The sequence below is a fragment of the Vibrio parahaemolyticus genome (assembly GCF_900460535.1).
GTDB classification, from domain to species: Bacteria; Pseudomonadota; Gammaproteobacteria; order Enterobacterales; family Vibrionaceae; genus Vibrio; species Vibrio parahaemolyticus.
Genome location: NZ_UHIL01000002.1, coordinates 324,812 through 343,463 on the forward strand (window position 1 = coordinate 324,812; position 18,652 = coordinate 343,463).

22 protein-coding genes are annotated in these 18,652 nt (G+C 38.9%); 5 read left to right on the forward strand and 17 right to left on the reverse strand.

Annotation, left to right across the window (positions count from 1 at the left end; all coding sequences use genetic code 11):
- Position 1 precedes the first annotated feature (1 nt).
- The 11 genes from DYB02_RS18385 to DYB02_RS18435 all read right to left on the reverse strand — a co-directional run bounded on the left by DYB02_RS18385 (position 2) and on the right by DYB02_RS18435 (position 7,258).
- The gene (locus tag DYB02_RS18385; RefSeq protein ID WP_025638704.1) at positions 2-568 is read right to left on the reverse strand and encodes a hypothetical protein; all 567 of its coding nucleotides are present in this window, start codon (positions 566-568) and stop codon (positions 2-4) included.
- A gap of 8 nt (positions 569-576) precedes the next feature.
- Complete coding sequence (locus DYB02_RS18390) at positions 577-981, reverse strand: hypothetical protein (protein WP_005499582.1); 405 nt, start codon at positions 979-981, stop codon at positions 577-579.
- The gene (locus tag DYB02_RS18395) at positions 944-1,510 is read right to left on the reverse strand and encodes a hypothetical protein (RefSeq protein ID WP_021448321.1); all 567 of its coding nucleotides are present in this window, start codon (positions 1,508-1,510) and stop codon (positions 944-946) included. The genes DYB02_RS18390 and DYB02_RS18395 overlap by 38 nt, the downstream gene beginning before the upstream one ends.
- Positions 1,511-1,560: 50 nt before the next feature.
- Positions 1,561-2,292, reverse strand: coding sequence for a hypothetical protein (locus DYB02_RS18400; protein ID WP_005499586.1), 732 nt, complete (start codon positions 2,290-2,292; stop codon positions 1,561-1,563).
- A gap of 13 nt (positions 2,293-2,305) precedes the next feature.
- Positions 2,306-3,352 carry a hypothetical protein gene (locus tag DYB02_RS18405; RefSeq protein ID WP_029805791.1) on the reverse strand — a complete coding sequence of 349 codons (1,047 nt, stop codon included), beginning with the start codon at positions 3,350-3,352 and terminating at the stop codon, positions 2,306-2,308.
- 89 nt (positions 3,353-3,441) lie between these two features.
- The gene (locus tag DYB02_RS18410) at positions 3,442-4,566 is read right to left on the reverse strand and encodes a hypothetical protein (RefSeq protein WP_029805789.1); all 1,125 of its coding nucleotides are present in this window, start codon (positions 4,564-4,566) and stop codon (positions 3,442-3,444) included.
- A 21-nt stretch (positions 4,567-4,587) separates the two neighbouring features.
- A complete protein-coding gene (locus DYB02_RS18415; RefSeq protein ID WP_029805787.1) occupies positions 4,588-5,076 on the reverse strand; it encodes a hypothetical protein in 489 nt (162 codons plus the stop codon).
- A 32-nt stretch (positions 5,077-5,108) separates the two neighbouring features.
- On the reverse strand, positions 5,109-5,567 hold the full coding sequence (locus tag DYB02_RS18420; protein ID WP_029805785.1) for a hypothetical protein: 459 nt from the start codon (positions 5,565-5,567) through the stop codon (positions 5,109-5,111).
- 1 nt (position 5,568) lies between these two features.
- The gene (locus DYB02_RS18425; RefSeq protein ID WP_370446093.1) at positions 5,569-6,069 is read right to left on the reverse strand and encodes a type III secretion protein; all 501 of its coding nucleotides are present in this window, start codon (positions 6,067-6,069) and stop codon (positions 5,569-5,571) included.
- 35 nt (positions 6,070-6,104) lie between these two features.
- Complete coding sequence (gene sctI / locus DYB02_RS18430; RefSeq protein WP_005484531.1) at positions 6,105-6,359, reverse strand: type III secretion system inner rod subunit SctI; 255 nt, start codon at positions 6,357-6,359, stop codon at positions 6,105-6,107.
- A 182-nt stretch (positions 6,360-6,541) separates the two neighbouring features.
- Entirely contained in the window at positions 6,542-7,258 is a 717-nt protein-coding gene (locus DYB02_RS18435; RefSeq protein WP_029805783.1) for a hypothetical protein, read from the reverse strand.
- A 210-nt stretch (positions 7,259-7,468) separates the two neighbouring features.
- On the opposite strand from DYB02_RS18435, the gene DYB02_RS18440 reads away from it, so the two are divergent.
- Complete coding sequence (locus DYB02_RS18440; protein WP_079758003.1) at positions 7,469-8,902, forward strand: WH2 domain-containing protein; 1,434 nt, start codon at positions 7,469-7,471, stop codon at positions 8,900-8,902.
- A gap of 257 nt (positions 8,903-9,159) precedes the next feature.
- Here DYB02_RS18440 and DYB02_RS18445 read toward each other — a convergent pair whose 3' ends face one another.
- The 4 genes from DYB02_RS18445 to DYB02_RS18465 all read right to left on the reverse strand — a co-directional run bounded on the left by DYB02_RS18445 (position 9,160) and on the right by DYB02_RS18465 (position 12,999).
- Positions 9,160-10,032: a YopJ/AvrA family T3SS effector serine/threonine acetyltransferase gene (locus tag DYB02_RS18445; protein WP_029862408.1), complete on the reverse strand. Its 873-nt coding sequence runs from the start codon at positions 10,030-10,032 to the stop codon at positions 9,160-9,162.
- Positions 10,033-10,094: 62 nt separating this feature from the next.
- Positions 10,095-10,784, reverse strand: a complete 690-nt coding sequence (locus DYB02_RS18450) for a hypothetical protein (protein WP_029862409.1) — start codon at positions 10,782-10,784, stop codon at positions 10,095-10,097.
- 105 nt (positions 10,785-10,889) lie between these two features.
- Positions 10,890-12,008: a cytotoxic necrotizing factor Rho-activating domain-containing protein gene (locus DYB02_RS18455; RefSeq protein WP_029806064.1), complete on the reverse strand. Its 1,119-nt coding sequence runs from the start codon at positions 12,006-12,008 to the stop codon at positions 10,890-10,892.
- A gap of 178 nt (positions 12,009-12,186) precedes the next feature.
- Positions 12,187-12,999, reverse strand: coding sequence for a hypothetical protein (locus tag DYB02_RS18465; protein WP_029806066.1), 813 nt, complete (start codon positions 12,997-12,999; stop codon positions 12,187-12,189).
- A 215-nt stretch (positions 13,000-13,214) separates the two neighbouring features.
- On the opposite strand from DYB02_RS18465, the gene DYB02_RS18470 reads away from it, so the two are divergent.
- The gene (locus tag DYB02_RS18470) at positions 13,215-13,919 is read left to right on the forward strand and encodes an EAL domain-containing protein (protein WP_029806067.1); all 705 of its coding nucleotides are present in this window, start codon (positions 13,215-13,217) and stop codon (positions 13,917-13,919) included.
- Positions 13,920-13,934: 15 nt separating this feature from the next.
- Positions 13,935-14,969, forward strand: coding sequence for a putative adhesin (locus DYB02_RS18475; protein ID WP_029806068.1), 1,035 nt, complete (start codon positions 13,935-13,937; stop codon positions 14,967-14,969).
- 366 nt (positions 14,970-15,335) lie between these two features.
- On the opposite strand, the gene DYB02_RS18480 is transcribed toward DYB02_RS18475, so the two are convergent.
- Positions 15,336-16,256 carry an IS5 family transposase gene (locus DYB02_RS18480; protein WP_041954440.1) on the reverse strand — a complete coding sequence of 307 codons (921 nt, stop codon included), beginning with the start codon at positions 16,254-16,256 and terminating at the stop codon, positions 15,336-15,338.
- A gap of 188 nt (positions 16,257-16,444) precedes the next feature.
- On the opposite strand from DYB02_RS18480, the gene DYB02_RS18485 reads away from it, so the two are divergent.
- Together DYB02_RS18485 and DYB02_RS18490 are read left to right on the forward strand one after the other, a co-directional pair.
- Complete coding sequence (locus tag DYB02_RS18485; protein WP_005499665.1) at positions 16,445-16,930, forward strand: acyl-CoA thioesterase; 486 nt, start codon at positions 16,445-16,447, stop codon at positions 16,928-16,930.
- Positions 16,931-17,095: 165 nt separating this feature from the next.
- Complete coding sequence (locus tag DYB02_RS18490) at positions 17,096-17,341, forward strand: hypothetical protein (protein ID WP_017447309.1); 246 nt, start codon at positions 17,096-17,098, stop codon at positions 17,339-17,341.
- Between the two features lie 419 nt (positions 17,342-17,760).
- Here the strand turns inward: DYB02_RS18490 and malG are convergent, their stop codons facing one another.
- Complete coding sequence (gene malG / locus DYB02_RS18495; protein WP_005463109.1) at positions 17,761-18,651, reverse strand: maltose ABC transporter permease MalG; 891 nt, start codon at positions 18,649-18,651, stop codon at positions 17,761-17,763.
- Position 18,652 lies beyond the last annotated feature (1 nt).

The window sequence follows — 18,652 nt, forward strand, 5'->3', positions numbered from 1 at the left end:
TTTATTTAGGATAAACCAAAACAACATCATCATTAGTCAATGAACTAATTTCAGACGAATCAAGGTATGTTTCAAACAAAGAGAGTTCAGTTTTAACATTCAAATGACGACTTATATTGTTTTCTTTCATAGCCATATATGCTTGTTCTGCTTTTAGACTTTCAATATCAACAATTGCATCTATTTTTTGCTCACCAAAACTCAGCATGGAATGAATAAGTGATACATTATCGACTTCATCCCATGACACTAACTTATCAAAGTGCAGCCCAATACGTGACAGATTTTGTGTGATTAAATATGAAATGTACTTCTCATCCAAATACTTGACTTCGACGCCAAGTAATCGCTGAGCTTCTTGTTCACATAAATAAACTTTGGCCTCTATGCCAAAATTGACGAGATTCATTGCAATCAGTGATTCGCTCTTAGGCAGATTAAATATCAGTTCGCCGAAATCTAATTTTATTTCATCATTATCAAACACCTTTCCAACAATAGGTGCAACTTTGTTGAACACAGCTTTCGTTATATTCTTTTGTTCTATTACACAGAGTTTATCAACCATCTTTTACCTCATCGATTTCTGGACAATAAAGCTAATACGTCTCTACTCATTTGATAATCTTTTTCATCTATCCACGCGAGTACGGATTTCGGAGTACGAGATACAAAATCATAAAGTAATTCATATACCTGTTTAGAACCCAATGATTGGAAATCGGGAGTCATCGCCAATTGAAGAATAAACGTAACTTTATGGAACTGATTTTCCAACAGGCCATCGATAACAACTGCTTTAACCGTGTCCTCAGAGTAATCTCTTAGTAACACAAACCAGTCCATTAAGTTTTCCTTATCAACAAACTTCTCAGAGTCTGACAATCCATTCCAACTGATTCGATTAGATTTGTTTTTAAGTATTTCGTAGGGATCTAAAGGTTTATTCTTTATTTTCAGATGAGCAATTTTCTTCTGCATTTTGTCTTAACTTCCGCTTCTTCTCTCTCTCATCATAACGTCGACATAAAACAAGCATTGCCAATATGCCTTCTAAGTAATCTTCATAGGCTAAAAGCTGTTGAATCGTTGCACCATCAGGTGCCTCTTCAAGAGAAGCGAACTGGTCTAGAGATACACCATTTAGATATGCCCTAATTTCTCTTCTCAATGTTTTAGGATAGAGGTGTTGGCTTTGATTAACTGCATGTAAAACCCACTTTTGAGCATCATTTAAAGATTCAATATCTAACGACTCTGAAAAGCTATACCAATCACGCATAGCCCTAAGCTGATAACTGTTTAGCTGCTTCGCAAACTGTCTCTGCTGTTGAGGTGTCATTGGGGCTTTTTTTATTCTGAAGACTCGGTGGCGTTTCTTTTCCTGCCTTTCAGAATCTTTAACATCTCTAACACGCTTAGGTTTTTCTTCTTCTCGTATGCTACGAGAGCTTGAAACTTCAGATATACGCTCTGCACGAAGTGGGGTGACAAACGAAACTGGGCGCATAAATTATAATAAGGCGGGTATATAACCCGCCTGCTCCTTTACTTTTACTCTTATCGGTTTGTGACCAAACTTGCGCGAGCCATCAAATCTAGAATCTCATTGAGTTTGACCGCTTCTGTGGTCAACTCTTGGATAAATTGATCCAAATGAGCATCTACTTTCTCTTTAAGCTGCTTACTCGCCGTTCCTTCCTCTTGGTGCTTAACTTCTTCGGCGTTAATAATGTCATTTGCATTACCCACCATAGAGTTAGCCATGTTACCGCTTTGAGAAACCGTGTTGTATTTAGCCGTACGAGCTTGCTGAAGTTGCGCGGTGAACTTGTTCAAATCCTTCATAGAAAGATCTGACACTTTCATGTCACCATTTCCTGACATGCTTGATAGATGCTTGTCTTTTAGAGTTTTTGTTTGACCAATACGAACTGAAGACGCTGTTGTCAATGCCATGTTCATAACAGATGACGCTAATGAAATACCAAACTTCATTTGCGCATCGCTGCGGCGATCATCTGCAAGCACGATAGCAAGATCAGTTGTTGCCTTCGCTTCATCAATTCGGCTTTGCATTACCTGTGAACGTAACTCTTTTGCTGACGAGATAATCTGAGATAGCAATGCTAATAGCTCGCTCATTGATACGCCGCCTTGGCTCGCTTTTTCTAACGACGAATCAAATTGTTGCCATTGTTGTACATCCACGCTAACTGGCGCGTTGTGGTTTGTTGCTTCTTGAGCTGATACGTTTGCAGAAGCGGCTGCATTAATACTAATTGGTTTCATTTATCTGCTCCTATTACATATGAATTGATGACATTGCTTTTGTAAACTCACGCTGGTCTTCGTTTGTTTTGAACAAAGACTCAAATGCATGTGATACAGAACGCAGTGCTTGCTCGAGCATCATTAGAACTTGGTCAATTCGGGTTTGTAGCTCATCTTGTTTTGCTTGCGCAATTTCTAAGTCTTTAGCAACATCTGCCGATTTCACACCGTACCCCATGCTCACCGTCGAAGTGACATTTGATGCAACAGAGCTAGCTTGTGAAATACGGCTTGTCGCCATTTGTCCGCCTTTAGCAAAATCTTGTATTTTATTAAGCAACGGCTCGATGGTTTTCTTCATTTTGTTGACAATATTTCCTGCCTTAGAAGAAATAGAGCTAAAAGATTTTAGCGTGTTCGCTGCATTCATGGTTTTACTAACAAGCGCGCCAACCTTAGCTGCTCCGCCAGCGATTGCCTTACCAGCCGAAGACGCGATATTTGCTGGGTTGAAGCTTAAAATCGCAGAGCCAATACCAATTGCCAAATCAAGACCAAGCTTTACATAACCGCGAGTTTTTTCATCAACACCAGCAGCTTTCATAATTTCATCAGCGATTTTGGGAATGACCAAACTCGCAATTAAACCACCAATCATTACCGCAGCCATCACAGGGTTAAATGGTGCCATGATAATTGCCGCGACGAAGCTAAGCGCCATAGCAATTTTGCCCCAAATACCTTGTTTTTGTTCTGCCTTCTTCTGCTCTTCAAGTTGAGAAGCACGCTCATTAAGCATTTGGATCTGAGAATCCTTTTGGATTTGGATCAGACCTTTTTTCGTTGCTACGTTTTCTTGACCTGTACCAGATACGGCTTCAGCCACGTCTTTCATGCTGTCTTTGATAACGCGCCACAAGTCATTTAGCGATACAGAGCTGCCTGGAAGTGGTTGACCAGGAACAACTGCACCACTTTCTGCAAACTCTTGTGGTTTATTTTGCGCTTTTTCAATTTCTTCATTCGCCTGACTCCATAGAGCAACAGGCTCAAGATTTGATACTAAAGATGATCTCATATTTTTCACCTATATAACTTTATCGGAACTTAGTAATTACTCGGAGAATAAAACTATTCTCGAGCCTTGTGCTTCCGACCAACACAAAATTAAATATTTCTCGCGATGGCCATACGCTCATCGCGCATAATCTGAATCCAATATTTCAACGTTTGTTGAATCATTTTAACCGTATCACCAATTCGGTTAATGTTTTTCGTATCTTCATCGCTCAAGACGCGAGGCGGAAATTTTTGATAAAGATTGACAAAGAACGTCGAATCCAATCCTACACCTGTATAGTCGATGACCTTGTGACCTGGTCTAATCTGCAAAACCGTCCATTCGGAATCCTTCGCGAGCAAGACATCCAGACTTTCCTTTGTCGTATCTTGAACAAACGACTCAATGTCACGAAATGAGCCTTTCAAAAAGATTTCCATTTCTGCTTGCTTTATATCCGGATTTTCCTTTAGGTAATTTGACATTAACGTAAGCCTTAACATTGGGCTAAGTCCCTTATCTTTATTAAACCCAGAGTTAAATGCGTATCCGTCGCTATTATCAAACGATCCCGAATATTGATTTTTAAGGGCCTGCCTTCCTCCAGCAAAAGTATCCAGATAATTTAAGATTTCACGAGTCAAACTAGTAGAGTTTGCGTTGTTTTTCATATAATCCCAAACCAAATCTGTTTTTTGGGAAAACATCGCACCATTCCATCCTTCGTGCACCCCATGACTTCCTGTTCCTGTACTTTCTAAGAAATGCCGCATTGCCTCAAAGACATCAGTAGGGATACTTGGGTGGTTTGCCATGAAGTCAATTATCGCAATTTGAAAAATGTCTTCTAGCTGAAAACCGGACACATTGCCAGAGCTGACTATCGTATTAAACATCACTTGGTTGGCTGCATTAAACATATCCTTACCGCCATTGGTCCAACCTTGTATAAGTTCTAACTCTTTAGCGTACTGGTCGATAGCCCCATTAAGAGAGTTCGCAATGTCTGCTTCAGCATTTCGTGACGACATTAAGTTCAAGGCACTTCGTTGATTATTAACCGTATCCGACAGTGTTTTTAAATCAGCGACATTTAGCGAGTCACTTTCAAGAAGTGATAACGCCTGCTCTAAGTTCGTTACGTTCTCTACTACGCCCTGATTTCCTGTGTGGTTCTCGGTGCCAGTAAGTGGCGCTGACACCGAAGAGCTAATGCTAGAATTAACCTTCATAGTAACTCCAAAGTTAGCATTTTATTGTAGATATGGATTCAACTGTCTCTTTAGATAGTCGTATCGTTTAGCATAATACTCGTTAAGATTCTCTCTCTTAACAAGGATAAGCATTACTGCTGCGTTATTGTGCTCTTTTAGTTTGTAGTGGCACAAAGCAATATTTAAAATAGTTTCATCAAAGTCTGCTGTCGGATAGACTTTCGCAATGTTAAGCATTTCTAGTGCTTTGTTAAACTTACCCTGTTCTAAGTAGATAGAGGCTAAACTACCAGGACCACGATGATCGTACGGGCAAAGAGCCATATATGCAGAAAAAATAACTTCTGCTTCTTTCATCAGGAAGCGATTGTAAAACTCCTCTCCTAGCGCATAAATCGCCATTAAGGTTTCTACTGATATATTCTCTTTTTTTCGGATTTCTTTTAGACGTTCAGAGTACAAACGCCCCTCTAGTAGTTCAAAAAAATCTTCTTCTAAATCTGAGGTTATGTTTAAAGTTTCTGCCATGTAAGTTATCTCTGATAATTGAAATAGTTTGATTAAGATTGCGATATGCGATTTATCAAATAACGAAGACGCGCTCCACTATCTACTGTCAGCTTTTGTTCTGGTGCGCTATGTTTTAGTCTAAGCCCCCAAACAATTGCTTTTCTGCGATCAATTGAAGATAACAATCCTAAACCAAGACTATTTTTATCTGTGGCATCAATTTGTGTATGCAAGCCAATGCTGTCTGAAATTAGACATAATTCCCTAGGAATCAATGCTTGCATCCCAACCCAGGACAGATAATCAATATCCCTTTTACTTTTTTGATACTCAACAATTTGACCTAGCAAGTAAATAACTTTTCTAACCGTCTTTATTCTATCCAAAAAAAATGATTCTATTTCCTCTTCAGTCAGGGTCGTCAAAACTAAAAACTCTTCTTCTGCTAACTGTGCTTTTGACAAATAATAATGAAGCACGCACTGATAAACTCTGTTGTATTTTTTCATGCTAACTTGCCTGAACAAAATAACTCACTGTCAATTTATCTTCAGATTCCAGCGTTCCTTTTAAAAACTGCTCAATATTTGCCTTATTTTCAGAATCCAACTCTGACAAGCTTAAAATAAGAACTGAGATGCGTTTTTTTTGACTGCCCGTTACCACGACGCTAACGCGAAAGATATTCGGCATCACACTTAATTTGTTCGATATTTCTCGGCTTTGTAGAAAGTTGCTCTTTACTTGCTCAAGCTTACTTAAGCTCGCAAACTTAGACTCCAGCAAGTCATTTAGGTCTTCTTTCTCAAAATAGAAATTGAACGTTGTGAGCAACTCTCTCGCTTTCATTTCATTGGATTCATCAACGGAAACTGAATACAACTCTTTTTGCACAGAAAGCGTGCTAGGAATTTGATGTTTATTAAGCATAACCACCACTTTATTCGCCAGATCAGCTGATTCAAAGGTCGCGATTTTGCTCTGCCCTTGAGTGCCACATCCTGCTAGCATCAGTGATATGACTAGATAAAACCAAATTCTTCTAATCATTGAGCTTTCATAACCTCGTTAATCGCAGTCGCTGATTTAGATGCAATTTTGCTCACTACCTCTTGGAACATTGAGTAGCGAAACACATCTTGTTGCAACTGTAATGCATCAACAGCGGACATATCACCATGCCCACGGATCTGTTCTAAAGTATTAAGGATATCTTCAAACCCTTCACCTACATTGTTGAAGGTTTCCTCTAGTACTGATGGTTTTACAGCCTGAACACCTTGTAATGAAAAATCGAACATATAACCTCACTAAGTGACTTTCGTTGATGAAAAATTACTTCAGGAATATTCAAGACACCAATGAAAAAACATGAATCAAAGTGAACACCACAAACAATCACAAAAAGGCATGGTACGTAAGAGTCTGGTATATTTAATTGCATGATAAATAAAATAAAAAAGCGGGTCACGACCCGCTTTTCTCATACAACAACTGTTTTTAATTTCTCATTCGCAGATTCATTTTTGGACGCAGCATAGGCAATCAGTTTGTTATCTTGGTTTTGTCCCGCAATAACAACTTGGTACGTTCCAAGGTTTTCCTGTGCGTAAGACATTAAGCGATTAAGGATAACGGAAGCGTTAAGATAATCTTGTTGAGAGTTTTTATGTTTAAATAAGTTCTGTAGACCAGTCTCATTTTTACGCTTGAATACGAGCGCGATCGTCTTATCCGAATGATTAATGGCAATACCAGCCTTTAACTTAGAATGCTTAATTCCGATAACGCCATCCTGGCAATAGTGATGCTGCGAACTGATTCTCTCAACAATGCGAACTGCAACCTCATTAGGTGTCGGCCCAAATGCAGCAGGAGTCACACCAAAATGCCAATTTTTCAAACCATCGCCAGCGCTTTTCTTCTTCGACTTTGTAAAAACGGCATCCAATAATGATTTAAAATCTGTTTCACGTGGGCCGGAAAAGTCTTTATTTTCGTATTTTGTAAGCTTAACCTTCGACTCAGCTCCTTTTTTTTGATTAAAAATAGAGACTAACCGGCTTAACTTTGAAGCCTGAGTTGCATGCTTCTCTCTTACTTGAGTAACGGAGTTCCCGAAATCAGGATCGTTTTCAATGTCAAGATTTCTAACATTGCTGTTGCTATGAACGTGAGAAGTCACGTTGTACGATTTCATACACAAACCTCTTTTGCTTGTTTATTTCTTCAAAATCGTACCTTGCTCTCGAATTAGAATCATGTGAATTAAAATGAAATCCGTCCTGAGGGCAAAATCCTATCAAACACATGCTGGACGATTTCTTCAGCTAAAACCACTTAAAGTAACTAATAACAAAGACGTGTTTTTCCTATGATATCTGTGTGTTCAACCAGAGAAGGAAAGACGATGTTTAAGTCAACCTTTAAAGTACAAATATCTCAAAACACGGAACAACCAAACACGTCCAAAACTAAGAGCAGTTCGACCTTTTCGATCATCAAAGTGTCATCTGCAATCCGTGAATCAAAACTCTTAGGTATTCCAAAGCTCAAAAACAAGTGCGAGCCAGCCCTTCGCTCTGTCACGAAAATTCAATTATCGACGCCATTATCTGGAGCCAGCAATATAAAAGAAAAAGAATCAGCACCGCCAGCACCGCCAGCACCGCCAGCACCGCCAGCACCGCCAGCACCGCCAGCACCGCCAGCACCGCAGCCAGAAAAAGAAGTGAAGGCAAACAAAAGTCAAATACAAAATAAAGCAGAGCAGTCAAACCGCTCTCAACTAATGGAGGAGATACGAGCTGGTGTAAAACTGAAACCAACCGTGCCACAAGCTGAGAATAAAAAGGCGTCACCTGAAACTGAGCTGATGAAAGAAATTCGCACAAAGGCAAAAGCGTTTAGTGACAATCGACGTCCTAGCAATGATGGTAGTGACATCCCACCACCTCCGCCGCCACCGCTTCCAAAAGCTACAACGGCGAAGCAGCCGGGAGAAGGTCGCGATCAGTTACTCGCAGAGATCAGTTCGTTTAGTCAGACGCTTTTGAAAAAAACCGGACGATTGGAAAAAGCAGTATCGACAACAACGAAACATGCAGAACCATCGCAGGTTGATATTTTCTCTGATAGCTTGATGCAATCAGCGCAAAAAGTAGCTCCAGACTCATTGTTAAAAATTAGCGAAAACATTGGTCAGTATTTGACCGCAGCCATGCAAGTAGATTGGCCAAAACTCATGAAGAGTGAACTCAAAGGACTAACATCTACCAGCGCTTTGGAGGAAGCTTTAACAGAGAAACCACAATACCTACAAGTAATGTGGTCTGAAATAAGTAAATATCCAGATGTATATAAACAGGCAGACGTCGTATCAGATGAATCACCAAAACATAAATCGGGACGAGATATCGTAGAAGTTGCAATGACGCGCTTAAGCGGCTCTCCACATCGTATATTCCGTTCTGACAGCAATTTAGGTCAAGTTGAACTTAAGAGTGCCCAGTCGATTCTGGAGAGCATGGCGCAAAAAGCATCACAATCACTACCAAATGAAGATAAACTTAAACTTTTAGGTAACGGATACAAAGACGCTCTATTTAAAGCATTTTGTGAGCTTCCATGTATGGAAGGTTTTGAGCAACAAAATGGTAAAGTAGCAGTGCAAAAACTTAAATCCGCTTTCTGTTCTTCAATAGAAAGTACGGAGAGTGCTCCACAGAATATCTGTACGTTTATGACTCAACATTTGGCGAATGGATTTCAATACTTTACCTTTTCTGGCTTAGAGGCCAGACTCAAAGAGCTAGAAGCGGCATTGGCAGCAAAACTGGCTTAATAAAAAAAATCGCCTTTTAAAGGCGATTTTTTTACATTCATTTGTACTAATTCAGACCTGATCTGACAGTTACCCACTTTCGTAGACGTCATTTTTTAATCCGTGCAATACCTATCTCTTCTGTCCAATAGCTATACTAAGATAAACATAGGTTAACGCATTGGAGGAAACTCTTTTTAACTAGGTTGAGTGAAGTCACTCATTGCACTTTAATTACATTCATAACAAAATCAGATACACATTCTCTTATAAAATTATCAAAGTGATTCTAAAAGTTTTTTTACTTCTGTTAATCGTTTATGTTCAATAGAAGTACTATAAGTAATCTGCTTATCTTCTACCTCTATAGTAGCAATATAACGCTGTTGTCGTGATAAAAGCGTTTCTCCTTTTTTATTAACTACTACATCAGCAACTTCTGGTCTTGATTCTAGATATGCTTCTAGCCTTTTTGGTGATTGCACATGCTTCATCAAGGAGGGCGGTAACAAATTATTGGCCTGTGAAACTGAAACAATAATCTCTCCAGATTTAGGCAAGTTTTGATCTATATTTTTCTTATGAAGTTCTTGGAATTGAGCACTTTCCTTATGCATCTTTTTAACCAAAAACAACGAGAACATTGCGCACTCACTATAGCTGCGTTGCATATCTGTTTCAAAAATCGCCAACGCGGCTTCAGGCAGTTCTCTTTTACATATTGATTGTAATCGAATGGCCAACAACGCAGGCCCGGAGCTGTTCATTCCTACAGGCTCAATACCAATCAATGAACACTTTCCATCGCTAACCAAGCAGTCTACTGCCATACAATGAATACCTCCGCAACCTAAGTTCACAATAAACCTTGCGGATGAGTTTTCTAACAATAGGAGTTGCTTTACTTTCTCGACCATTTCGAGAGGATTATTACAAAATATAGCATTTAACCCCGCCTTCTTCTTATTTGCTATATCAATAAAATCTGGTATCAAAGCAATATCATTTCCAGCAGCAGCATCTTTAGGTAGTTGCTGACCATTTTTAATGGCGTCATCCATTAAATCAATGTATGCACACAACTGATCATGAAAACTATGATCAAGACTTTGATTACACTCAACCGGTCCTGCTTTACTATCGACATTCATGTATATTCACCTTTTTCAGGAAACTCTACTAACACAAAAGAAGCCTTAATAATATTAAAAAATTATAAATACTTACTAAAAATTGGCTCTATCTCATTGAGTGTCTCGCTGCAAAAGTTACCAAAATTAAGTTCAATATCTAGTTCTTTCGATAACTCCTCAGAAAGGCGTTTCTTCATTTTCGCATCTGATTCAACTTTCGAAAACTCAGTTTCACAAATAACAGCAACAAGCTCTTTGGATGCTGCAATTGTAGGCATTTTAAGCTTCTTAGCGATAATCTTTTCATCGATTTTTCCATCTAACATTTCATAAGCTTGGCTTAATAGCGCTTGCCTATCGTCTTTATTTAACTTTTTAAACGTAGGATCTCTATCTAATAATGATGTCAAATAATTTTGCAATGGTGCTGAACACATTAAGTAATCTAACTTAGTTCCCATAAGCACTTGCTGATTAATCGATTTTTGTTTGATGCCGATTAGTTTACCATTACTGATCGTACCTGATTTCTCAGTCAGTATTCTGTTGATCTCTGAATTACAAACATAAGATATATGATTTTTTAGAACACCATACTTTTCATCATTGTCTTTTGATACACCTTTTTTAATTAGCTTAACTGTTTTCAAAACCGCTTTTTCTATTGTTTTATGAGAAATATTCCTCACAGGGATAGCTGCTTGTTCTTCATGGCATTTTCCACTGTAAACATAGCTAGACTGAATAGGGTTTATTTTATTTGAAGGCATAGTTTATCCTTATTAATAATTTCCATAAAGTTAGGGTCGAAATGTACTCGACCCTAAAAATAAAAGAGAGAATGTATAGCTTAGTTATAATTTAATGTTATGTGACTACGCTAATTTGACTACTTTACTTTCGAGTGATTCCGTACTACATCTCGTCTTATTGATCGACATATCATCACATAAGGTTGATATATTAACCTTACCATTTGAGTTACTAATAAGTGTTAAGTGGTTCCCTACTCTAAAAGGTGTCTTCTTTTGAGGTGAGTTATAATCAAATAGACTTACATTTTTTGGAGCTTTAACCTTTTCTCCATGACCACAATATTGAATTGTAGTTTGTACAAAAGCTTTTGAGCAGAAATTAACTAAAGACTGCAACTCTGAGCTTTTTCCAGTGCTTTGCGATCTAACTCCCGACAGTTTTTCTGCACACTGCTGCACCATTGCAGCCCCATCTTTATTTGTCTTCCAAGGAGAAGTGTCGTTCCCACTTTTGCCAACATGAAAGACGTACATACTATTTTTATCCCTTGCTGTCACAGATGTACAACCAGATAAGGCACCACTGGATACTAGAATTTTTTGATTCTTCTTAATATCTGATAATGAAACCTTAAGTGCGGTTATCCCTCGATCACCATTTGGAACGTGTACAACACTGAGGTTGTCACTAAACGAATTGGTATTGTAAAATTGACCTAAAGGTGTTCCCGGAATTAACTGCGCAGATGTAATGTCCTTTCCAGTTATGACGTTTACACCATATTGAGCTTGGTCAGTTCCTAATGCTGATTTGAATCCATTTTTATCGTACTTAATAATGTCACAGGTAAATGGCAACTGCTTAGTTTTGCTCTCTCCACCAACAATGCCCTTACCTTTCAACACACTGACGTCACCTTTTTCTAGCGAATTCATAAGTTTTAAGTTTACGTCAGCAGATTTTTGAATATTATTTCTGTTAAACTTAGGATCGCTTGCAAAAGCTTTAGTCGCAACTTGGTTAGAACCATTAACAACAACACTATCTACAACAAGAGCTTTTAACTGACCGTTTTTCGCCTGCTTCACATCGCCTTTTGGAAAAGGCGCACGTTTCATCTTAGCTTTTTCTTCTGTAGATAAGTGTCTGACCGATTTTAACTGTAACCCTTTTTCATCAAAATCTTCAAAAACGGACGGATTACATGTTTTCCTAAATATTTGCTTTAATTCTAACATGTTAATTTCCTTTCATTTTTTCAAATGAAATCTATATTCTTTTTCAAAAGAACGATGTATTTTTTCCAATTCATTTAGATGACTGTTGATGATACATATATCCTCGTCTTCAGAAATTAAGCGCACGGCACGTTCAATACCCAACACAACGTCCCTTCTTAATCTATCAAGCTTTGAATCATTTTCGCTGATCAACATAGCGCCCGCCATAGTAGTACGCCCCGTACATTTGTTTGAAACCAATAACATCTTGAGTACGCATTGTACTACTTCCAACTTTCCCGATTTGTTTAGAATCTATAGGAAGATAGTCATATTTACCTTTATCATTAAGCACTTTGACAAAATTGTCTGGTTTCACATCAAAAGGCATATAGCCACATTTCTCCATCATAACCAGAACAGACTTAGGAATTTTCTCAGATCTAAACAAGCGCTCTGCGTTAGGTATTAACTCAAACCTAAACACATCAACGACCTCTGGTTTAACACCTCGATCATCAATCATCTTTATTTTTGAATTATTTGCGTACTTGGCGTATTTCCCGCCATAGAAACCTTTGTTTTTATATATATCATTAACTCTCAAGTCGGCATTATCCATCCAACTCCAAGAACTACCACTTTTAAATACTTTATACCCAACACCATTTTCAGTATCAATATATACATCCCTATTCGTTCCGGAAAAGTGTTGGTATCGCCCCTCTTGTCTACCTTTTATCAAATCGGAAACTAATCTTGGAGTACTAGGCTTAACTACATCGTCAAGTTGAATCTTGTTAATCAAACTATGAATTCTCAGTATTTTATTGTGATTTTTCCCTTCACGTAAATACTTTGACATCATATTCAATGTAATCTTTTGCTCTCTATTTAAATCTGAGAATCGTGGATTGACTTTGAGTACTGATTCAAATTTATCTAGCTGCTCAGAGCTAACATTCATCTTTAATAGGTTTCTTACTTCAGTAAATTTTACTAGAGCCATTTATATTAAACACCTGATAAAAATACAGAAACACATTGTTATACTAAGCCACATATAAGACAAAATCATATGAATTAACACTACATTGCATGAAGAATAGTGAACAAACATGAGTATCAATGAAATATCCTGCATTTTTAATGGTAAACATTATTCATTTCCTTTCTATTGCCCATTCAAATACGCTGAAGTAAATTTAAATCAGAGGTGGCTAAATGTTAAGTGCTATAGATAATGGTATTATTAACAATGAATTTATACCTTTTTTTCAAGGTATATATGACTGTGAAGAAGAAAAAATTTCTGGTTACGAGGCTTTAATTCGATGGAAGTTAGGAGATGAATATCTATCTCCAGCATTCTTTATTGAACAACTTGAAAGCTCTGGCCGTTTATCTACCATCGTCAAGATAATTATATCTAAAATTAAAGAAAACATTGAAAAATTCAAAAAAGATGCTTGGTTTAGCGTTAACATCACGCCAAATCAGATTGAAAGTGATGAACTAATAAACTTATTGACAGAATTAAATTTCCCTTTACCAGGTAGACTTCATTTTGAATTAACTGAGCGCACGCCAATTACTAACTGGGAAGCTGCAAAGAGAAATATAAAATTCTTAAACGATCATGGTTACTATTTAAAAATTGATGATTTTTGTTGTGGTTACAATAGTTTTCTAAACTTGATCAACCTAGGATTAACACACGTTAAGATTGACAAGAAATTCATAGATACTATCGATCATAACGAAGAATCAATTTTATTCGCAATTCTTTCTGCGTGCCAAACAGCAAAACTAGAAGTTATAGCAGAAGGCGTAGAGAGTTGGGAACAGTACATAAAACTTAAAGCGTTAGGCGTGCGATTTTTCCAAGGGTATTTATTTTCTAAACCTCATATTGTTCCATCAATGTAAACAATCCGGATAAAAATGTTAATACAAAGCCAAAAACTGAGAGATTTTTTTAATCTAAATGTTTCATCAAAAGAAGTTTCTTCTGCAATTGATAAAAACAATCTAGAAAAGCTTTCATTAAAAAGAATTAATAAAACGATAAAAAATTCAAATAATGAGGAAAAAATCAACAAGTTAAAATCAATTTTATTACAGAAAAATAAAGTGGAGTCGATAAAAAGCAATACATCATCGGTATGTCAAAGTGAGGAGCCAAAAAATAAATATTATGATCTAACCGCATCAGAGTTATCTAATAGGTATAATATAAATGTTTTACCTGTACATCATAACGAAAAGTTTATTGGGTACCTATTCCAAGGCATTGATAGTAATAGAAACAGATTACTAATTAGCACTCATGGAACGGCTAGAAACCACACTCTGACCTTCAATAAAGACGACGACATACAGCTAAATTTTGCTGCACTTGCGAATACTGTTTTGTCATCTTCAACTACAACCTTCATCGACAAGCTTCGACAAGATGAAATTCAGTATAAAGACGCATCTCAAGTTTATGACAAACGCCAGCGTAGAGTGACTAACTATTTTTTAAGTGGTGGTATTAGAACGCAACCAGAAAACGCAGCTAGCTTAGTCGCAGATATTCACGGCGATAAGAATAACTTACAATTCGACATTTTCCTTTTAGATAATGAAACTACAGGCATACTATTTTCTGATGTTATTAGTAGTATCCGAGCGTTAGAACCTAGTTACAAAATGTTTGACTGTCATTTTTGCCGTCCTAAAAACAACCAGGCAAAAGCATTTTCTGTAGCAAATAACTTTAAAACAACCGCACCAATCTATCAAAACATCAGGCAAACTGTAAGTATCGTAGAACGCAGACCCGATAAAACTTTCCCACAGCCAGCTCTTTGGGAAAGTTCGACAAATCCAGGTGCTATTGGTGTATTCATCCCTGGTAACAACCCGAAATACATCCTAGCCACCTCAGAAGTGCAAGCTCAACGTATACTTCGTGAACATGGTATTATATGGTAAATGACTAACTTTGAGGTTTCTTAGCGGCTTGATAAAGCCGCTTAAAGTTCAACCATACCTAGTATATCTGAATAGTCAGTAGACCATAGTTAGTCTTCTCTCATATTGCTTCTCATTCTCTACAGAGGAAAGCTAATTATTAGAATCATGCCTGCTTCACCTTGGTAAAATTCAGCGAGTGCCTTTTGGGTTAGAGACGTCATCATATAGCCATTAAAAGAGCAACCAAAACCAATTATTTGGATATCTTCTGCTGCTCATAAGCACCTAGCTGTCAGTCATTTTGTCGAACTAAACAGCGTCTATCAAGTCGGCTTTGTTGCGTAATTCGGTCAGAGAACCAAACTGCCTGCAATTGAGTAATTCTTATACAAGACACTGAGTATCAGGCATACCAAGCCCTGTAAGTTTGTTCAGCGCTTTAATCATGGCGTAAGTTTCACCAACCTGAGCATTGTAGTTTCTCAGACTTAATCGCCCACCTAACAACTGCTTCACTCGATACATTGCTGTCTCTGATAGTGAGCGTTTATGATAGCCGTACCGCTTCTTCCACTTATTGTTGGAGCCGTAGAGCTTCTGGCAACCTACTGCTAAATTCCTAGGATGACCATTCTCCCAGAAGGCTGCCCCTTCTCTTGGAGGGATGAGTGGAACAGCTCGCTTGAACCGTATAGCATCGTGGCAATCCCTTTTGTCATAAGCGCCATCACCAGATATCTCGATAATTCTTCGGCGTGTTTGCTTGAGCAAGTTAGGAAGGACTTCTGCATCGGTAACATTAGATAAACTCAGTTCTGCCGCGACGACTTCATGAGTGCTGGTATCTACCGCTAAATGCAATTTTCTCCAGACCCTATGATTCCCATCAGTACCATGCTTCTTGACCTTCCATTCACCTTCGCCATAGACCTTGAGACCCGTCGCATCAATGGCTAGATGCTGTATTGCACCTCTAGTCTTGGGTGTAAATGAAACCTCGACTTGCTTAGCTCTTCGACTGATATAGCTGTAATGTGGACAAACGATAGGGACGTTAGCCAATGAAAAAACAGAATCGATAAACCCTTGCAATGCTCTCAACGGCATTGAGAAAACTCGTTTCACCATAAGCGCAGTGGTAATGGCTAAGTCGCTGAACTGACGAGGTCTACCGCGTTTATCTTGTTTACTCTGCTTCCACTTGCGAATGGCTTCTTCATCAATCCAGAAAGTGAGTGAACCACGGTTGATTAAGGCTTTGTTGTACTGTTTCCAGTTCGTTGTTTTGTATCGAGGTTTCGGCATGAGACTAGGGGAATTAACTTACTTAGCCGATCAGATCGTAAGCTTCTGATTTAGTTCCCTCGAATTACGCAACAAAGCCAAGTTTAGGCCATAAAAGGAGAGTATCAATTTATGGTTGTACAAAATATCAATTTATGGTTGTAATTATCATTTTATGGTTGTATCAATAACTCACAAAGGAATGACAGATGAGCAGTGGTCAAAGAGATATTACCCTTCGTTTTTTAGCAGAACCTGGCGACGTTAATTTTGGCGGAAAGGTTCACGGCGGCGCTGTAATGAAATGGATCGACTTAGCCGCTTATGCATGCAGCGCCGCTTGGAGTGGAAAATACTGCATTACTGCCTATGCGGGTGGGATTCGTTTTGTTGCACCTATTCATGTTGGCAACCTTGTGGAAGTTAGCGCGAAAGTCATTTACACCGGTCGAAGCTCAATGCACATCGCCATTGATGTTCAAGCTAGCGATCCAAAACAGATGAAAAATCGTTTAACTACGCACTGTATCGTGATTATGGTAGCCGTAGATGAAAGCGGTAAACCTACCGATGTACCGAAGTGGATTCCTGAATCTGATGAAGACAAGGCTCTAGAGCAATCGGCTATTCGCTTAATGAATATGCGTAAAGAAATTGGCGAAGAGATGGAAGCGCACGTTAAATATCTTAAGTAATTTTCCTGCTTCGAAAGCCCCTCTCTACCCCTCTTTCCAACTCAGAGTGTGAAGCAATGTCATGCTTCGGCCATTTGCTTCACACTCGTGACACATTGTCATAATTCCGTCACCTTGTTTTGCTTAAATCCACCCAGTATTTTGGAGCTATATAGAGTTTGGATCTTGAGACTAAAGCAAACAACCTTAAGTGAAGAGACGTTGACCAATTTGAAAGCGGTCGAATATCAATGGGTAAGAACCATGTACGTCGAGGGTTATAACGAATCGGAAATTAACCACTATATTCAGACCTGTTTCGGCGGCGATACCACTTTTGCCAACCTGTTTCGTCGCGTAGCGCTACAACAAGAGAGCTTGTATACACTGCTACAATACGTTGGCTGCGCGCCGTCTAGCCGCGAGTTTTAAGCACCTCGGCATTTCCCGTCTTCACCTCGTTAAAACTGACGTCCTTACTCGTAAATACGTCCACGACACCGCACATTAGTAAGACCTAAATCTCATACTTTCCCGCCATCACATGTATTTATGTGAAGTGATTCGCAGGGCACCTCGGCGTCCCTGTGTAATCCATTGCAAAGCCGCTACTCTTTGTGTGTTTATTAAGCATAAAAAAACCTGAGTCAAGACTCAGGTTATGGTTACAAAAACTGTTAGTGATTGAATCGTAAGGAACTAAGCTAACAGCCAGCTATGCGTAACGCCAATAGAAGCAGGATATTACTGATCGGCGGCCAAACCAAAAGTGTAATATCGATGCTAAATATAAGGGCGACCATATGGTCGCCCTTTTCTAGTTATTCTTGTCAATCTCAGACCACTTGAGATTATCCTTTCACACCACCAGCGGTTAGACCACCAACCAACCAGCGTTGAGCAAGTAAGAATACTGCAGTGATTGGCACTGCTGATAGAACTGCAGCAGCAGCAAAGTCACCCCACAAGTAGTTTTGTGGATATAGGTATTGCTGCATACCTACTGCAAGTGTGTACGAGTCTACATCAGAAAGTAGTAGTGATGCTACAGGAACTTCACCAATTACCATGATGAACGACAAGATGAATACTACCGCTAGGATTGGCACTGACAGTGGCAGTAATACCAAACGGAATGCTTGCCATGGTGTTGCGCCATCAAGAGCAGCCGCTTCTTCTAAAGACGAGTCAATACTTTCGAAGTAGCCTTTAATCGTCCATACGTGCAGTGCGATACCACCTAAGTAAGCGAAGATCAGACCGCCGTGCGTATTCAAACCAAGGAAAGGAATGTACTGACCAAGTTTGTCGAACAACGCGTATAGAGCAACCAATGCCAATACCGCTGGGAACATTTGGAAGATCATCATCGCTTTGAGAATGGTGTTCTTACCTTTGAACTTCATACGCGCAAACGCGTAAGCCGATGTTGTAGACAGCGCCACAATCAAGATTGCAGAGATGCCACCAACTTTTACCGAGTTCCACAACCACGTCATTACTGGGAATGGAGGTGGTGTTACGGTGCCATCTGCGTTCGTAATTGAGAAACCAAGCGCTAACTTCCAGTGGTCAAGCGTTGGGTTGTCTGGGATCAAGCTACCCGTTGCGAAGTTACCTTCACGGAACGAAATCGCGATGATCATCAATAATGGGAAAATAATCAGTGCTAAGAATGCCCACATAGCAATATGAGTAGCCCAAACACGATACTTTAATGACTTACCTTGTACCATTGCCATT

Excerpts from the sequence above, each read along its gene's own strand:
- DYB02_RS18385 (WP_025638704.1), bottom strand. The coding sequence starts at position 568 with ATGGTTGATAAACTCTGTGTAATAGAACAAAAGAATATAACGAAAGCT.
- DYB02_RS18390 (WP_005499582.1), bottom strand. The coding sequence starts at position 981 with ATGCAGAAGAAAATTGCTCATCTGAAAATAAAGAATAAACCTTTAGAT.
- DYB02_RS18395 (WP_021448321.1), bottom strand. The coding sequence starts at position 1,510 with ATGCGCCCAGTTTCGTTTGTCACCCCACTTCGTGCAGAGCGTATATCT.
- DYB02_RS18400 (WP_005499586.1), bottom strand. The coding sequence starts at position 2,292 with ATGAAACCAATTAGTATTAATGCAGCCGCTTCTGCAAACGTATCAGCT.
- DYB02_RS18405 (WP_029805791.1), bottom strand. The coding sequence starts at position 3,352 with ATGAGATCATCTTTAGTATCAAATCTTGAGCCTGTTGCTCTATGGAGT.
- DYB02_RS18410 (WP_029805789.1), bottom strand. The coding sequence starts at position 4,566 with ATGAAGGTTAATTCTAGCATTAGCTCTTCGGTGTCAGCGCCACTTACT.
- DYB02_RS18415 (WP_029805787.1), bottom strand. The coding sequence starts at position 5,076 with ATGGCAGAAACTTTAAACATAACCTCAGATTTAGAAGAAGATTTTTTT.
- DYB02_RS18420 (WP_029805785.1), bottom strand. The coding sequence starts at position 5,567 with ATGAAAAAATACAACAGAGTTTATCAGTGCGTGCTTCATTATTATTTG.
- DYB02_RS18425 (WP_370446093.1), bottom strand. The coding sequence starts at position 6,069 with ATGCTAGCAGGATGTGGCACTCAAGGGCAGAGCAAAATCGCGACCTTT.
- sctI (WP_005484531.1), bottom strand. The coding sequence starts at position 6,359 with ATGTTCGATTTTTCATTACAAGGTGTTCAGGCTGTAAAACCATCAGTA.
- DYB02_RS18435 (WP_029805783.1), bottom strand. The coding sequence starts at position 7,258 with ATGAAATCGTACAACGTGACTTCTCACGTTCATAGCAACAGCAATGTT.
- DYB02_RS18440 (WP_079758003.1), top strand. The coding sequence starts at position 7,469 with ATGTTTAAGTCAACCTTTAAAGTACAAATATCTCAAAACACGGAACAA.
- DYB02_RS18445 (WP_029862408.1), bottom strand. The coding sequence starts at position 10,032 with ATGAATGTCGATAGTAAAGCAGGACCGGTTGAGTGTAATCAAAGTCTT.
- DYB02_RS18450 (WP_029862409.1), bottom strand. The coding sequence starts at position 10,784 with ATGCCTTCAAATAAAATAAACCCTATTCAGTCTAGCTATGTTTACAGT.
- DYB02_RS18455 (WP_029806064.1), bottom strand. The coding sequence starts at position 12,008 with ATGTTAGAATTAAAGCAAATATTTAGGAAAACATGTAATCCGTCCGTT.
- DYB02_RS18465 (WP_029806066.1), bottom strand. The coding sequence starts at position 12,999 with ATGGCTCTAGTAAAATTTACTGAAGTAAGAAACCTATTAAAGATGAAT.
- DYB02_RS18470 (WP_029806067.1), top strand. The coding sequence starts at position 13,215 with ATGTTAAGTGCTATAGATAATGGTATTATTAACAATGAATTTATACCT.
- DYB02_RS18475 (WP_029806068.1), top strand. The coding sequence starts at position 13,935 with ATGTTAATACAAAGCCAAAAACTGAGAGATTTTTTTAATCTAAATGTT.
- DYB02_RS18480 (WP_041954440.1), bottom strand. The coding sequence starts at position 16,256 with ATGCCGAAACCTCGATACAAAACAACGAACTGGAAACAGTACAACAAA.
- DYB02_RS18485 (WP_005499665.1), top strand. The coding sequence starts at position 16,445 with ATGAGCAGTGGTCAAAGAGATATTACCCTTCGTTTTTTAGCAGAACCT.
- malG (WP_005463109.1), bottom strand. The coding sequence starts at position 18,651 with ATGGCAATGGTACAAGGTAAGTCATTAAAGTATCGTGTTTGGGCTACT.